General features: G+C 59.0%; 13 protein-coding genes. 7 read left to right on the top strand and 6 right to left on the bottom strand.

All coding sequences use genetic code 11. The annotated features are described in order from the left end of the window. Positions 1-141: 141 nt before the first annotated feature. A complete protein-coding gene (locus tag GH784_RS22625) occupies positions 142-1,254 on the top strand; it encodes an ABC transporter ATP-binding protein (RefSeq protein ID WP_003516776.1) in 1,113 nt (370 codons plus the stop codon). Positions 1,255-1,400: 146 nt separating this feature from the next. Here GH784_RS22625 and GH784_RS22620 read toward each other — a convergent pair whose 3' ends face one another. Beyond that, entirely contained in the window at positions 1,401-1,886 is a 486-nt protein-coding gene (locus GH784_RS22620) for a hypothetical protein (RefSeq protein ID WP_065703400.1), read from the bottom strand. Positions 1,887-2,129: 243 nt separating this feature from the next. On the opposite strand from GH784_RS22620, the gene GH784_RS22615 reads away from it, so the two are divergent. The 6 genes from GH784_RS22615 to GH784_RS22590 all read left to right on the top strand — a co-directional run bounded on the left by GH784_RS22615 (position 2,130) and on the right by GH784_RS22590 (position 9,388). Next, positions 2,130-2,993 carry a MurR/RpiR family transcriptional regulator gene (locus GH784_RS22615; RefSeq protein WP_003516783.1) on the top strand — a complete coding sequence of 288 codons (864 nt, stop codon included), beginning with the start codon at positions 2,130-2,132 and terminating at the stop codon, positions 2,991-2,993. A gap of 115 nt (positions 2,994-3,108) precedes the next feature. Beyond that, the gene (locus GH784_RS22610) at positions 3,109-3,891 is read left to right on the top strand and encodes an SDR family oxidoreductase (protein ID WP_065703402.1); all 783 of its coding nucleotides are present in this window, start codon (positions 3,109-3,111) and stop codon (positions 3,889-3,891) included. Positions 3,892-3,933: 42 nt separating this feature from the next. After that, positions 3,934-5,853 carry a beta-N-acetylhexosaminidase gene (locus tag GH784_RS22605; RefSeq protein WP_065703405.1) on the top strand — a complete coding sequence of 640 codons (1,920 nt, stop codon included), beginning with the start codon at positions 3,934-3,936 and terminating at the stop codon, positions 5,851-5,853. 12 nt (positions 5,854-5,865) lie between these two features. After that, a complete protein-coding gene (locus GH784_RS22600; protein WP_065663006.1) occupies positions 5,866-7,299 on the top strand; it encodes a M81 family metallopeptidase in 1,434 nt (477 codons plus the stop codon). A gap of 63 nt (positions 7,300-7,362) precedes the next feature. Beyond that, on the top strand, positions 7,363-8,568 hold the full coding sequence (locus GH784_RS22595) for an MFS transporter (protein WP_065703407.1): 1,206 nt from the start codon (positions 7,363-7,365) through the stop codon (positions 8,566-8,568). Between the two features lie 79 nt (positions 8,569-8,647). Then, on the top strand, positions 8,648-9,388 hold the full coding sequence (locus GH784_RS22590) for a copper homeostasis protein CutC (protein ID WP_025594519.1): 741 nt from the start codon (positions 8,648-8,650) through the stop codon (positions 9,386-9,388). Here GH784_RS22590 and GH784_RS22585 read toward each other — a convergent pair. The 5 genes from GH784_RS22585 to GH784_RS22565 all read right to left on the bottom strand — a co-directional run bounded on the left by GH784_RS22585 (position 9,354) and on the right by GH784_RS22565 (position 15,244). Then, positions 9,354-10,505: a glycosyltransferase family protein gene (locus tag GH784_RS22585; RefSeq protein ID WP_065703409.1), complete on the bottom strand. Its 1,152-nt coding sequence runs from the start codon at positions 10,503-10,505 to the stop codon at positions 9,354-9,356. The two genes, GH784_RS22590 and GH784_RS22585, sit on opposite strands and share 35 nt — an antisense overlap. Continuing rightward, a complete protein-coding gene (locus GH784_RS22580; protein ID WP_065703411.1) occupies positions 10,502-11,749 on the bottom strand; it encodes a glycosyltransferase family 4 protein in 1,248 nt (415 codons plus the stop codon). The genes GH784_RS22585 and GH784_RS22580 overlap by 4 nt, the downstream gene beginning before the upstream one ends. A gap of 43 nt (positions 11,750-11,792) precedes the next feature. Then, positions 11,793-13,001 (bottom strand): glycosyltransferase family protein, encoded by a 1,209-nt coding sequence (locus GH784_RS22575; RefSeq protein WP_003516795.1) that lies wholly within the window; start codon positions 12,999-13,001, stop codon positions 11,793-11,795. A 72-nt stretch (positions 13,002-13,073) separates the two neighbouring features. Then, on the bottom strand, positions 13,074-14,249 hold the full coding sequence (locus tag GH784_RS22570) for an ABC transporter permease (RefSeq protein WP_003516796.1): 1,176 nt from the start codon (positions 14,247-14,249) through the stop codon (positions 13,074-13,076). Then, entirely contained in the window at positions 14,246-15,244 is a 999-nt protein-coding gene (locus GH784_RS22565) for an ABC transporter permease (RefSeq protein ID WP_003516797.1), read from the bottom strand. The genes GH784_RS22570 and GH784_RS22565 overlap by 4 nt, the downstream gene beginning before the upstream one ends.

Raw genomic sequence — 15,244 nt, 5'->3', positions numbered from 1 at the left:
AATTCGTTGCGAGAATACCCGCCGCTATGACGGCAGGAGCTTCTCGTGTGTTTTAACGGTTCCGATAAGGCGCGATTTTTCCGTGTCGCGGAACGTCTCTGAACGCAGCCTGATGTCGGCTGGTGACGGGAGAGGCAAGTTTTGGGTCAGCTTTATCTCAACAACGTCCGCAAGAACTATGGACATTTCGAAGTCATCAAGGGCGTTCAGCTCGACATCAGGGATGGCGAGTTCGTCGTTTTTGTCGGCCCCTCGGGATGCGGTAAATCCACATTGCTGCGCATGATCGCCGGCCTTGAGGATATTTCCGCCGGCGACATCGTCATCAACGGCGTGAAGGTCAATGACTTGCCGCCGGTTAGACGCGGCATCGCCATGGTGTTCCAGTCCTATGCGCTCTATCCGCATATGACGGTTTTTGAAAACATCGCTTTTCCCCTCCGAGTCGAAAAGATGGAAGAGGGCAAGATCAAGGAAAAGGTGGAGGCCGTCGCCAAGATCCTGCAACTCGACCAGCGCCTGCAGCAGCGTCCCGGCATGTTGTCCGGCGGCCAGCGCCAGCGTGTAGCGATCGGCCGCGCCATCGTTCGCGAGCCGAAGATATTCCTGTTCGACGAGCCGCTTTCCAACCTTGACGCCGCACTTCGCGCCGACATGCGTATCGAGCTCACCAATCTGCATCGGACGCTGAAGGCGACGATGATCTACGTGACGCATGACCAGGTGGAAGCCATGACCATGGCTGACCGCATCGTGGTGCTGAATGCGGGCGAAATCTCCCAGGTCGGCGCGCCGCTGGAACTTTACCACAAGCCCGCAAACCTGTTCGTCGCCGGTTTCATCGGCAATCCGAAAATGAATTTCCTGAAGGTCACCTGCAAATCCGTCAGCGCCGATGGTGTGACCGTGGAGTATGAGGGCCAGACAATCACCGTGCCGGTGGAGCCGCGCGCCGGTCTTGAAGGCACGCAACTGACGCTCGGCATTCGCCCGGAACACACCGGTCTCGAAACGGCCGACCTGAATATCAAGGTCGCGCCCAGCGTTATCGAGCGGCTGGGTGTGAATACGATCGCTTATGGCGTCGCGCCCACGGGTGAAAATTATTGCGCGCTTCTTTCCGGTTCTGCGCCTGTTGTCGTCGATGAAACCATCGTCACCGGTATCAAGGCGTCGGATTGCCATCTGTTTGATGAAAGCGGCACATCGCTCGAACGGCGTGTCGATCTTTCTGTCCTCAAACTGATACAATAAAGGGCGGGAACCGGGCCATGAAATCTGTCTCGCCATGCCCGGTTTTCTGCGACGCTATCGGTTTTCAGCGGTCTTCGTCTTCCAGACGAAAAAGCAACGCCGGGCTTTCGGCCCGGCGTTCAAAACCGTCTCGCAGGTCCGCTGGATCACGGCATGGGATTGGGCATGTATCCGGTGAAACCGCTGATTTTCCAGCGGCCCTCATGCAGTCGGCAATAATAGAGCGTCTGCCATTTCATGACGTCGAAGCTGCCATCGGCCTTGCGAAGCCCGCCGTCGAACTTCTTGCGAACCAGCGCGGTCTCACCTTCCACTTCGATTTCTTCCAGCGTGGTGGTGGTGAAGATCGCATTGCGCGGGTCTTCAGCCAATTGCTGGGTCTGGAAATCCTGCGCCTGTCGCAGCCATTCGTCGCGATAGGCGTCAAGCGAGGGGAAGGACAGGCGCCAGTTGTCCGGGTTTGCATCCCGGTTGGCGTTGATGCCGAGAAAGCCGTCCTTTACGAAATCATCCGCGACTTTCGACCAGTCGGCAGTGAGGAAGGCGTCGATATCCCGCGTTACCAGCATGTCCCAGATGGAGTGGCGGGCGACGTCTGTTTCGGGAAAAGGGTTTTTGAATGGGTCGCGCATGATTCAGGTCCGTTGTTGAAATTATTTTCAAGATTTGGATATTTCTCTGGCGAAGATTGTTGGCATATGCTCATCTCGCAATCAACAGAGAAAATAATTTTCAGATCAAAGGTGTCCGGCGTGTCGTCAACGGGGCGAAACATGGTCGATTCATGGGTGTGTACGGTTGACGGGCGTCTCGGATTAAGGTGCATCGGAAACGGGGCCAAGCCTTAAGTTTTGGCGGAACGGAGACCGGTGAGCATGGATATTTTCGCAAAGATTCAAGACGACAGGGGACAGTTCTCGCAATCGGAGCGGCGGATCGCCGATATTCTGGTTTCGGACTTCGAGTTTGCGGTCAATGCATCGATCATCGAGCTTGCCGCCCGCGCCGAGGTTTCCCCGCCAACCGTGACGCGGTTCTGCCGCCGTCTGGGTTGCCAGAGCTTTTCGGATTTCAAGGTCAGCCTTGCCAAGACCGCTTATGTCGGCATCCGCTACCTCACCTCGGAACCGACAAGCACAGGCCCGTCGGACGTCGCCGAGGAAGTGCTTGCCAAGGCGCAGGAGGCGCTTTTCCTGCTGCACAAGACGCTCGATCCCGCCCTCGCCGACGAAGCGGCCGTCCGGATTGCCAATAGCGGCATGATCTACGCGTTTGGAGCCGGTGGTAATTCCTCGATGATCGCCTCGGAAATTCAGAACCGGCTGTTTCGCCTTGGCCTGCGCGTTTCGACCAGCGCCGATCACAGCATGCAATTGATGATGACTGCCGCTGCGCGGAAGGAAGACGTCATCATCGGATCCTCCTTTTCCGGCCGCAACATGGAATTGGTGAAGTGCTTCAGGCTGGCGCGGGAAATGGGGGTCACCACCATCGCGCTGACCCAGAGCGATACGCCCGTCGCCTTGGCCGCCGATATGGTGGTGGCCGTCAACGTGCCTGAGGGAAACAATATCTTCCGCCCAACATCATCGCGTTATGCCTATCTGGCGGCGGTTGATGTTCTGGCGACGCTAGCTGCCTATCACCACCGGCAGCGGTCGATGGTGACCCTGCGGCACATCAAGCAGCAGCTTGTGGAGCATCGTGATCCGGACGACCGGCAATTGCTGGGTGACTAGAGCATTTCCAGTGAGCCGCGTAGCGGTTTCACGCCCGGAAAATGCATAAAAACAAAGATGTAGAGCGGCTTGACCTCAAAACCCGCTCTGGAAAGCCTCGAAGGAGTAGCATGACATGCAGGACAGGAAAGACCAGGTCGCCGTCGTAACGGGCGCGGCGGGCGACATCGGCCGGGCAATTGCCGCGGCGCTTTCTGAAAGCCACGCGAAGGTGGTGTTGGTCGATATCGATCCCGACGCCCTTTCCAATGCGCTTTCCCTGCTTTCCGGTTCCGCCTTCGTTTCGAAAACCTGCGACGTCACCGATCCGCAGGATCTTGCAAGGCTGGCCTTGGAGGTTGGGGAGCTGGGTGATGTCGCGACCCTCGTCAACAATGCTGGTGCTGCAAGGGCCGTCAGCCTGCACGACACGACCGCAGAGATATGGCGCAAGGACAATGCCCTTAACTTGGAAGCACCGTTTCTCTGCTTCAGGGCTTTCGAGGACGCGCTTAAGCGCACGCAAGGGTCTGTCATCAATATCACCTCCGTCAACGGCATGGCTGTGTTCGGCCATCCCGCCTATAGCGCGGCAAAGGCAGGCTTGATCCATCTGACGAAGCTGATCGCTGTCGAATACGGTAAATTCGGCATCCGTTCCAATGCTGTTGCTCCAGGAACCGTGCGCACGCAGGCTTGGGAAGCGCGGGCGGCAGTCAATCCTCAGGTCTTCGAGGAAGCGAAGCACTGGTATCCGTTGCAGCGCATCGTGAGGCCTGAGGATGTCGCCAACGCCGTCGCTTTTCTAGCCGGGCCACAGGCAGCGGCCATCAGCGGCGTGTGCCTGCCGGTGGATTGCGGCCTGACGGCAGGGCAGGCGCCGCTCGCCCGCACTTTCTCACAATCCGAACACTACTGACCGAAGTCCTCTCGGGCTTGAAGCACAATAAAGGGGAGCATCATGGCGCTCGCACAATTTCGTCTCGAAAACTCATGGCATCCGCTCGACGATTCCGCATCGGGTGGCTTCACCTTCACCCTGTTCAATCTTTCCAGCGAGCCGGTGAAGGATTTCCGGATCGTCTATACGTCGCTGACGCGGACCATCGACAAGCCCGTCTGCGGCAATGCCGTCTATCTGCGCCGCAATGCCAATTTCCATGAATTTGCGCCGCCAACGGGTTTCGTGCTCGAAGCCGGGAAATCGTGGCGTTTCACCGTTGACGGCCTGCTCAGGCCTGCCCGCCATCGCACAGACGGTGCGAAATCCGCCTATATCAGCCTTGCCGACGGCACACATCGCGCGGTTGATGTCGCTGACCTGATGCTTGACGGGCGCCATAGCGAGCCGGCGCCAGCCCTGCTTCCTGAAGGAAAGCTCGATCTGCCCTTCGCCATCCAGCCCTGGCCTGCGGAAATCGATGCCGCGCCGGGCGAAGACTTTCCCGTCGCACTCTTCCCGACGGAAGAGGCAGGCAAGGAAGAAGTGCTTGCGGTGGAAACTGTTTCGTCGCTGTTCCGCAGGCTTTTTGCCGTTGGTCACGTGCCTTTCAGCCTCGCGCCTGTTCATGAGGGCAAACCGCTTCGTTTCAAGCAACATAGCGGTCTGGAAGCTGAAGGTTATCGCCTGTCTTTCTCTGATGACGCCGTCGTCGTGGAATATTCGGCCGCTGCAGGTCTGCAATACGGCCTGACTGTGCTCGCGCAATTGCTGCACGGCGCGCGCACCGATACCAAATTCCGTTTCCCGGTTTCCGGCACCATCGCCGATGCGCCGCGTTACAGCTGGCGCGGTTGCCATCTGGATGTCTCGCGACAATTCTATCCGGCCGGTGATGTCGTGCGGCTGATCGACATTCTTGCATGGCTGCGCATGAACCGGTTCCATTGGCACCTGACGGATGACGAAGCTTGGCGTCTCGAAATCAAGGCTTACCCGCTGCTGACGACAGTCGGCGCGACGCGCGGCCCGGATGCGCCGCTTCTGCCGCAGCTCGGCAATGGGGCTGAGCCGGTTTCCGGTTATTACACGCAGGATGATGTTCGCATGGTCGTCGCGCATGCGGCGGCACTGAACATCGAAATCGTGCCGGAGGTCGATATTCCCGGCCACAGCACGGCAGCTCTCGTTGCCTATCCGGAGCTGACGGATGGGCAGGAAGCGCCGGACAGCTATCGCTCCGTACAGGGCTATCCCAACAATGCGCTCAATCCCGCCATCGAGCCGACCTATGAATTCCTTGGCAAGATATTCGACGAGATGGTGGAGCTTTTCCCCTCGCGGCTGATCCATATCGGCGGCGACGAGGTAGCAGATGGCTCCTGGCTTGCCTCGCCGCTTGCCAAGTCGTTGATGGAAAAGGAAGGCCTCGACGGCACCTTCGGTGTCCAGTCCTATTTCATGAAACGTATTCAGGGGATGCTGCATGAGCGCGGCCGCCAGCTTGCCGGCTGGGACGAAGTTTCGCACGGCGGCGGCGTCGATCCCTCGGGAACATTGCTGATGGCCTGGCAGAAGCCGGAAGTTGGCCTGGAGCTTGCAAAGCAGGGCTACGACGTCGTGATGACGCCGGGACAGGCCTATTATCTCGACATGGTGCAGGATGAAGCCTGGCAGGAGCCGGGCGCAAGCTGGGCCGGCACCGTTCCGCCGTCGCACACATATGCTTACGAGGCAGTCGGTGAGTTTCCCGAGGAATTGAAGGAGCGAATGAAAGGCGTTCAGGCCTGCATCTGGTCCGAGCATTTCCTCAATCGCGCCTATTTCAACCATCTGGTTTTCCCGAGGCTGCCCGCCATTGCCGAAGCGGCGTGGACGCCGAAAGCGCAGAAGGACTGGCTGCGTTTCTCCGCCATCGTCCGCTTGAGCCCGGTCTATTGAGAGGAAGGCGAGATGCGTATTGCCGTTGGTGGAATTCATACCGAATGCAGCACCTATTCGCCGGTGCTGATGCGTCAGGAAGATTTTCGCGTCTTTCGCGGCGCGGAGTTGCTGGAAGCAGAGTATTTCAATTTCCTCGGCGAAGGCGGAGCGGAAGTGTTGCCGCTTCTGCATGCGCGGGCGGTGCCGGGTGGTCCCGTGTCGCGCGCGGCCTATGATGTGTTCAAGCAGGAATTCTTGGAGCGTCTCAAGGCTTGCCTGCCGCTCGACGGGCTTTATCTCGCCATGCATGGCGCGATGAATGTCGAGGGAATGGACGATGCGGAAGGGGACTGGATTTCCAGCGCCCGCGCCGTAGTCGGACCGGATGTGATCATTTCCGCCAGCTACGACCTGCACGGCAATGTCAGCCAGTCGATCATCGACCAATTGGATATTTTCGCCGGCTACCGAACTGCGCCGCATATCGATGTGCGCGAGACGATGGTGCGGGCGTGGACGATGCTCATCAAGGCTCTGAAAACGGGCGAGAAGCCCGGTGTGGCATGGGCGAAAATCCCCGTTCTCCTGCCGGGTGAAAAAACCTCCACGGAAGATGAACCGGCCAAAAGCCTCTATGCCGTCTTGCCGGACTACGACGCGCGGCCCGGCATTTGGGATGCGAATTTCATGATCGGCTACGTCTGGGCCGATGAACCAAGGGCGACGGCCTGCGCTGTCGTTACCGGGACGGACAGAGAGGCCGCGCAGGCGGTCGCCTCGGAGATTGCGCAATCCTACTGGAATGCCCGACAGGATTTCCGTTTCGGTCCCGTGACCGAACCGCTCGAGGTCATCATGGATATTGCGGAAAAAACAACAACCGGGCCGATCATTCTGGCGGATTCCGGCGACAATCCGACCGGCGGCGGGGTGGGCGATCGCGCCGATGTTCTGGCGGCGTTGATTGCGCGCAATTGGCAGGGCGCGTTGATCGGCGGCATCACCGACAGGCCAGCGGTCGAGGCTTGTTTTGCGGCGGGCGAGGGCGCGGCGCTTTCCCTGAAGATCGGCGGCAGTCTCGATCCCGAAAGCCCTTCCATCACTGTCGAAGCCAAGGTCCTGAAACTGGACGATCCAGGTGCTTCCGATCAGCGGCAAGCGGTAGTCGTCATCGATGGCATTACCGTCATTCTGGCTGCAAGGCGCAGGCCCTATCACATGATCGCGGATTTCACCCGTCTGGGCTTCGATCCGAAGGCGGTAAGGCTGCTGGTCGTCAAGTCAGGTTATCTTTCGCCGGAGCTTGCGCCCATCGCCAATCCTAATCTCATGGCGTTGACGGAGGGGGTTATCAATCAGGATATCGAAAACCTCCCCAATCGCCGCCGGGATGGCGATTTTTACCCATGGAAACCGCATTTCAACTATATCCCGAAACCCATCCTTTCGGCCCGCTGGCGATGACAGCGGTTCGATAGCATTTCATTCAGCGATCCGGCCGTGCCGGATCATCTCAGGCGAACCTTCATGCCGTCGGCTCTTTCCATCGTTTTCAACAATCCGTCGATCCGCATCGGGGCGCTCGCCATCCTGTTCTTCGGATTTTCGAATGCCGCCACCGCCCCCTATCAGGCGGTGATCGGCATTCGCGAAATCGGGCTCAGCAACACCGTCTATTCCCTACTGATGCTGTTTGCCGCCATCATCAATGTCAGCGCCAGCGTCCTGATGGGCATCGTTGCAGACCGGCTCGGCGAATATCGCAAACCCATGCTGCTGATCGCGCTTTTCGGCGTCAGCGGCTATTTGCTGGTTTATCTTGTTGGCAATGCCACCGCCTTCGTGACCGCGAAGCTGCTGCTCCTGCCGATTTTCGGGGCAATGAACTCTCTGATTTTCGCGCATGTGCGCGCCGATGCCCGCAATCTTTCGACGGGCGACATGATCGCCGTGAATTCGATCATGCGGGCCACGATTTCGCTTTCATGGGTGCTGGTGCCTGGTATCGTCGGTATTTTTCTGGTAAATTCCGGCAATATGCTGATGGCTTTCCTGTTTTCAGGCATCTGCGCGCTTATCTGCTTTCTGCTTGTCGCTTTCTGCCTGCCGCGCACGGCGACGCCGGCATCGGTGAACACGCAGGCACGCTTCGGTGTCCGCGCTTCACTTGCGGAAATCGGGGAGCGACGGGTGCTGCTGCGGATCATCGCCATCGCGCTCATCTGCTCGATGCTGCATCTCAATGATTCCATCCGCTCGCTCATCATAACGGGTCAGGCAAAGGGAACGGTCGCGGATATCGGTATCGTCGCTGGCATCGTTGCCGCGCTGGAAATCGTCTTCATTCTGCTGTGGGGCTGGATCGAAAAAAAGGTGCCGCAAACACTGACCCTTGCGGCGGGAGCGGGGCTTTATGCCATCTACCTCATCCTGCAGGGTCTCGCGACGGCACCTTGGCATATCTACGCGCAGACCTTGATCAGCGCGCTCGGCGCAGCCGCCATCATCAGTATCCCGATCACCTATCTGCAGGAACTGATTGCGGATCGGCCGGGGCTTGGAAGCTCGCTGATTGCCGTCAACATCTTCCTCGGCGCGGGCTTGGGTGCGCTGATTTTTGCCGTCGGCACGCTCGTCACGAGCTATTCAGGCACTTCAATCCTGGGAGCGATTGTGGGTCTCGGCGGCGTTTACATGCTCTACGCGCTTGATGGGAAGGGCCGCCGCAGGTAGAGCGTCGGACCGAAAAGTGTGGGCGGTTTTCGGATAAGCCGGCGCGAAAACACGGCATGTTCAAAAGAAAGAGGTTACGATGATTCTCGAGATTTGCGTGGACGACGTGGCCGGTCTGGAAGCGGCGGTCAGGGGTGGGGCCGACCGAATAGAACTTTGCGCGGCATTGTCCGGTGGCGGTGTGACGCCGTCTGCGGGTTTCATGCACCGGGCGGCGGCCTACGCCCTGCCGGTGAGCGTGATGATCAGGCCGCGCGCCGGGGATTTCGTGTTCACGCGCGACGAAGCCGATGTGATGAAACGCGATATCGATGCGGCGCGCGCGGCGGGGCTTTCCGGCGTGGTGCTCGGTGCCTCGCTTGGCGATGGCTCGCTTGATATTCCCCTGCTCGAAGAACTGCGCCGCCACGCCGACGGGCTCGATATGACGCTGCACCGGGCGATCGACGTTGTTCCCGACATGGATGAAGCATTGGAGGCCGCTATCGCGCTGGGGTTCCCGAGAATTCTGACCTCCGGGGGCGCGCGTTCGGCGCTTGAGGGCATCGAGACCTTGGCGCGATTATCCGAGCTTGCCGCCGGGCGGATTGTCATCATGCCGGGGGCCGGGGTGCGTCCACCCGTCGTGCAGACATTGCTGGACCGCTTTCCCATTACGGAGATCCACGCATCCTGTTCCGCCATTCCGTTTTACGATCCGGAAAGCCGGGTGGCGAAACTCGGTTTCACCGGCGCGGGGCGCAAGGGCACGGATGAAGAGGCCGTTCGAGAGTTAAAGGCGATCCTCACCGCTCATCAAAAAGGCGGCGCAAAGCTCTAGCCGTTCCTGCGGCGCCATCGAGATCGAGGTGGATCACGTCCGGTCCCGGCAGGGCCAATGCCGCCCTGATGGCATCGGCCATGGATTGCGCAGAGATTTCCTTCTCTTCCAGAACCTGTGCCAGTCCCAGCCGCGCCAGCCGTTCGGCGCGGGCGCTCTGTTCCGTTTCGCCATCGGCCGCAAACGGGATCAGAAGCGAGCGGCATTTTGCCTGTAGAATATCGCAGACGGTGTTGTAACCGGCCTGCGAAACCGAAAGCCGTGCGCCGGCAAGCAGGCTTGCGAAATCCTTGCGGAAGCGGAAGATGGACACATTTTCGGGCGCCTGCGCCGAGATCGCATCGAAATCTGCCTGCGGCATGTTGGGGCCGGTTATGAGGCACCAGCTTTTGATCTCTTCCAGCAGAGGCGATGCCTCAAGTGCGGCCCGGATAAGGGCTGCACCAACGGCACCTCCGCCAGCGGAAACGACGATATCGAATTTTTCCGCCGGTTCCGGCGATGGCAGCGGCGCGACGAGGCCGGTATAGACAACGCGCTGGCTGATTTCGCCGGCAAGGGGAAAGGTCTCCTCCAGCCGGACGAAATCCGGATCTCCGTGGACCAGCACCGCGTCGAAATGTTTCTTCACCAGCGACACGGTTTCTTCGTCCCGGCCGGGTTTGGTTTTTTCCTGCAGAATATCGCGCAGCGACGTCATGACGAGCGGGCGTGGTTCACTGTCCTCGATCTCGTGCAGAAGCGGCAGCAATTCGAAACGCACCTGCCTGCGGCCGAAGGGGAAGGCCTCTATGATGACGATATCCGGCTTTGCGCCGTGATAAGCGCCGATCAGCATATCCGTTCGCAGCTTCTTGAAGTCGTCATCGACCGGTTTGCCGGAACTATCGACAAGGCCGGAAAAGCTGCCGTCGCTAACGGCGATCGGCGGCAATTCGACATGGCGGATGCCTTCGCCCGGAAAGCCGGGAACCGGGGTGCCACCTGTCACCAGAACGACATCGAAACCATCAGCCTGAAGGGCATTGGCAACGCGGCTGGCGCGGGCGATATGGCCGATGCCCAGAAGGTGCTGGACGTAGAAGAAAACGGAAGGGCGCTTTTCCGTATCGGTCATGGCGTTTTTTCCCACTCGGTTTCGAACAGCGTCTTCAACTCGGCAATGCTGGTGCGGTTGTCGAAGGCGGTTCGCACACGGTTTTCCGCCGCACTACCCAGACGCTCACGCAATTGTGGATCGGTAATCGCCGTGCGCAGAGCCTCGGCGAAGGCAACCGGATTTTCGGGCTCCGTCAGCAGGCCGTTTTCACCGTCCACGAAGAATTCCGGAATGCCTGATATATTGGTGGAAATGCAGGTCAGCGCCTGGCTGGCGGCCTCGACCAGCACATTGGGAAGACCGTCGCGGTCACCATCGCTGGTGATGCGGCAGGCAAGGGCGAAGAGGTCGGCCTCGCGGTAATTCTCCAGCACCTGTTTCTGTTCCATGGCGCCGGTCCAGACGATCCTGTCGGCGATGCCAAGCTCGTCGGCGAGTTTTTTCAACCCGGCAAGTTCGTCGCCGCCACCGATATGGGTGAAACGCCAATGGATGTCCTGTGGAAGCGAGGCCAAAGCCTGCAACAGAATATCGATGCCCTTTTTCTTGACGGCCCGTCCAACACTCAAAATCCTGACTGGATCATGAGCGTCCGATCCATCTCTTTGCGGACGCGGCGTGTCGAAATGCGGGAAGCGGGTGAGATCAAGACCGTGATAGCTCAAATGCACATTCTGTTTGACGCCGGAAAGGGTGCGAAGATGCTGAAAGCCGCTTGCGGTGCAGGTCACGGCCCAGCGGGCGCTTTCCAGCTTTGCGGCAAGGTCCCGGTCGCTGGAGGTCCAGATATCCTTGGCGTGGGCCGAAATCGTCCAGGGCGTGCCGGTGATAAGATGGGTATAGGCGGCGACCGAGGCGGGTGTGTGGATGAAGTGGACATGCAGCCACCCGGCATCTACAGGCCATTCGTGCGCCAACACGGCCGCCTGCCCGAAACGGCGGAAGCGGTTGCGGCTGAGATCATGCGGCAGATCGCTGAAAAACCGACGCAGCGCCTTGGTGAAGCCTGGCTTTTTGCGGCATGCCCACAGGGCCTTCAGCACGCGGATGGGCTCGTCATGCAGATATTCCGGCAGGTAGGTCACGGGTGCGCGGATTTCATCGTGAACGGGGTGGCGTTTTTTATCCGTCGGGCGGCGCATGGACATGAGTTCCAGCTTAAGGCCAGCCTTTTCAAGCCCCAGAAGTTCCTGGGCGATGAAAGTCTCGGACAGGCGCGGATAGCCCTTGAGGAGCACCACGATTTTTTTTGTGTCGGTCACGTTGCGCGTGTCTCTTTTGAAGCGGTGGTTGTCGGGGAGCCGGTCACGCCGTCAGCGTTATTGGCACCTTGTCGCCCTCGGGCGGCAGCCATTCGGCTATCCGTTTCGAAATGTTTTCCAGACCATCGAGCTTCAGGTCCTGCGAATTGACGGAAGGCGGCGCGCGATTCGGCAGCGCTTTAAGAGCTGCCGCCATTTTTGCCGGATTCTCGGCATCCTCAGGTAAAAGCATGTCGAAAAGGCCGAGCTCCGACGCGCGGCTTGCGCGGATAAGCTGCTCCTCTCTCGGCACCGTGCGCGGCACGACGAGGGCAGGCTTGTCGAACGACAATATCTCGCAGACGGTGTTGTAGCCGCCCATCGACACGACGGCCTGAGCGCCGGCAACGAGGTCTTCCATGCGGTTGTCGAATTCGATGATCTCGATGTACGGAATATCGGCAACACTGCTCATGAATCGCTGGCGCTGGTCTGCCGGCATGTAAGGGCCAAGCACCACGAGCGCCTTGTGTGTCAGTTCGCTATCATGACGGTAGGCGTTGATGACGTCATCGATCAATTCGCTGCCGTCACCGCCGCCGCCAGTGGTGATGAGAAGATAGTCGCCCTCCGGCCGGTGCGCCACGGTTTCCGCCTGCGTTTTGGAGCGTTGCAGGAAGCCGACGAAATCCATCTTGTCGCGAACGGTCTGGGGAACGTCGAGCCCCGTCAAGGGGTCGTGGAAGTCCGGCGGGCCATAAATCCAGACGTGGTCATAGAACTTGCCGATCTTGGTCATCACGTCATTGCGCTTCCACTCCGCTTCAAGCAGCTGCGGTGCATCCATGACGTCACGGAGGCCGATGACAAGCTTGGTTCCCTGTCCCTTGAGATACGCAAGCGTTTCCTCCACCTCGCCACGAAGACCCATGGGCTCCTTGTCGACGATGAAGATATCCGGCTGGAAGCTTTCGGCAGTGTGATAGATGATGGAGCGGCGCATCTTCAGTGTTTCCTGAAGATCGATATGCCGGTCCATGGAGGTGTATTCGCCGTTGCGCAGCTTGATGACGCTCGGGATTTTCACGAAATCGACACGAGCGCGATAATCGAAGGCGCCGGCGATAGTCGCGCCCGAAATGATAAGCACGTTGAGGCCGCGATAATCCTCCACCAGCGCGTGAGCGATCGTGCGACAGCGCCGCAAATGTCCGAGGCCGAAGGAATCGTGGCTGTACATGAGGATGCGTGCGTCGTTCAGACGGGAGGTCATCGGCCACACCTCTTTTTGCCTTTCCCAAAAAAGGCGATGGCGGAAGAGCAGTTTATCAAGGCGTGTTCCATTTTATCTGAAGGGATCCGCAGCATCACGTAGTCCGTCACCGAAGAAATTAAAGGCCAGAATGACGAGAACAACCGGAATCGTCGGGATGAGAAGCCACGGATATAGCGCAATGACGCTGACGCTGCGCGCCTCCGTGAGCAGAATTCCCCAACTTGTGATCGGCGGCCTGAGGCCGAGACCAAGGAAGCTCAGCGCGGTTTCGCCGAGAATCATGCCCGGTATCGTCAGCGTCGCCGAGGCGATCAGATGTGACATGAAGCCGGGGATAAGGTGCCTGCCGATGATGCGCGGTGTGCCGGCGCCCATCAGTTGTGCAGCCAAAACATAGTCTTCCTCGCGCAATGCCAGCAATTTGGAGCGCACGGCGCGCGCCAGTCCCGTCCAGTCCAGCATGCCGAGAATGATGGTGATGCCGAGATAGACGAGGATCGGACTCCAGGTCACCGGCATGATTGCTGCGAGTGCGAGCCACAGCGGAATGCTCGGAATGGATTGCAGGACTTCGATGATACGCTGGACGATGAGATCGAAAGTGCCGCCGCGATAACCTGCAAGTCCGCCGATCACAATGCCGAGAACGAAGCTCATGGCGACACCGAGAAGGCCGATCGTCAGAGAGATGCGCGCGCCGTAGATGATTCGCGACAGCACGTCTCGTCCAAGCCGGTCGGTGCCGAGCAGGAACATTTCACCACCTTCGGCCGGACATACGAGGTGGGTTCTAGCCTCGATCATGCCCCAGAAATGATAGGTATCGCCCTTGCAGAAGAAACGCAGCGGCTGGATATCCGTCGGCACATCCCGGTAGACGCGCCGCAGATTGTCCATGTCGAGCGTCATTTCCCGACCATAGACGAAAGGCCCGACAAATTTTCCGTCATTGAAAAGGTGAATGGCCTGGGGTGGGGCGTAGATATGCTCGATATTGCGGGTGTGAAGATTGTAAGGCGCGAGGAACTCGCTGATCAGGATCGAAAGATAAAGCACCACCAGAAAGGCGCCGGACCAGACGGCGATCTTGTGCTGGCGGAACTGCCACCACATGAGCCGCAGCTGCGACGCCTTGCTGAAGGCCGCCATTCCGGACGTATTGGGTTCGATGAGCGACGGGTCGAACGGCGCCGTCGAAACGTAGTGGGGCAGCGCTTCGCCGGATGTCGGGATGGATGAAGTCATTTGACGTTACCACCTCCGAAGCGGATTCTCGGGTCAAGTATGGCAAGGGCGATATCCGACACAAGAACGCCGATCACCGTGAGGAAAGCAAGGAACATCAGGAAGGAGCCGGCCAGGTACATGTCCTGGCTTTGCAGCGCCCGGATGAGCATCGGACCGGTTGTTTCGAGTGACAGCACGACGGCGGTGATTTCCGCGCCTGATATGATGGCGGGCAGGATCGAGCCGATGTCCGAGATGAAGAAATTCAGCGCCATGCGCAGCGGATATTTGATCAGCACTTTGAAAGGGTGAAGCCCCTTGGCGCGGGCGGTTACGACATATTGTTTCTGCAACTCGTCCAAGAGGTTGGCGCGCAGGCGGCGGATCATGCCGGCCGTGCCCGCCGTTCCGATGATGAGGACGGGTATCCAGATATGTTCGAGAATCGATTTGAACTTTGGCCAGCTCATCGCCTGGTTCAGATATTCCCGATCCATCAGATGGCCGATGGAGATACCGAACCAGATATTGGCGAAATACATCAGGATCAGCGCCAGCATGAAGTTGGGGATGGCGATGCCAAGCAGACCGAGGAAGGTCAGGCCGTAGTCGCCCCAGCTATATTTGTGCGTGGCGGAGTAGATGCCGATCGGGAAGGCAAGAATCCAGGTGACGATGATGGTGACGAAGGACACCAGAACCGTCAACCACAGACGGTCTCCCACAACCTCGTTTACCGGGAGCTGATATTCGAAAGAATAACCGAAATCGCCAACCAGCATGCCGGTTGCCCAGCGGAAGTAACGGATCGGCGCCGGCTGGTCGAAGCCATAGCGGACGCGCAACTCCTCGATTTCGGCAAGGTTTGCGGTCTCGCCCATGGCGCGCAGTTCGGCGACGTAGCTTTCGAAATAATCGCCCGGCGGCAATTCGATGATGGTGAAGACCAGCATCGAGATCAGGATCAGCGTTGGGATCATGACGAGGATGCGCTTGAGAATATACCGCAGCAT

The sequence above is a fragment of the Agrobacterium tumefaciens genome (genome assembly GCF_009649785.1).
Classification (GTDB): domain Bacteria; phylum Pseudomonadota; class Alphaproteobacteria; order Rhizobiales; family Rhizobiaceae; genus Agrobacterium; species Agrobacterium tumefaciens.
This window is presented reverse-complemented; position numbering and strand designations above follow the sequence as displayed.

What these genes read in the sequence shown, in the direction of transcription:
- GH784_RS22620 (WP_065703400.1), bottom strand. Translation starts at nt 1,886, where the DNA reads ATGCGCGACCCATTCAAAAACCCTTTTCCCGAAACAGACGTCGCCCGC.
- GH784_RS22615 (WP_003516783.1), top strand. Translation starts at nt 2,130, where the DNA reads ATGGATATTTTCGCAAAGATTCAAGACGACAGGGGACAGTTCTCGCAA.
- GH784_RS22610 (WP_065703402.1), top strand. Translation starts at nt 3,109, where the DNA reads ATGCAGGACAGGAAAGACCAGGTCGCCGTCGTAACGGGCGCGGCGGGC.
- GH784_RS22605 (WP_065703405.1), top strand. Translation starts at nt 3,934, where the DNA reads ATGGCGCTCGCACAATTTCGTCTCGAAAACTCATGGCATCCGCTCGAC.
- GH784_RS22600 (WP_065663006.1), top strand. Translation starts at nt 5,866, where the DNA reads ATGCGTATTGCCGTTGGTGGAATTCATACCGAATGCAGCACCTATTCG.
- GH784_RS22595 (WP_065703407.1), top strand. Translation starts at nt 7,363, where the DNA reads ATGCCGTCGGCTCTTTCCATCGTTTTCAACAATCCGTCGATCCGCATC.
- GH784_RS22590 (WP_025594519.1), top strand. Translation starts at nt 8,648, where the DNA reads ATGATTCTCGAGATTTGCGTGGACGACGTGGCCGGTCTGGAAGCGGCG.
- GH784_RS22585 (WP_065703409.1), bottom strand. Translation starts at nt 10,505, where the DNA reads ATGACCGATACGGAAAAGCGCCCTTCCGTTTTCTTCTACGTCCAGCAC.
- GH784_RS22575 (WP_003516795.1), bottom strand. Translation starts at nt 13,001, where the DNA reads ATGACCTCCCGTCTGAACGACGCACGCATCCTCATGTACAGCCACGAT.
- GH784_RS22570 (WP_003516796.1), bottom strand. Translation starts at nt 14,249, where the DNA reads ATGACTTCATCCATCCCGACATCCGGCGAAGCGCTGCCCCACTACGTT.
- GH784_RS22565 (WP_003516797.1), bottom strand. Translation starts at nt 15,244, where the DNA reads ATGCTGCGGTATATTCTCAAGCGCATCCTCGTCATGATCCCAACGCTG.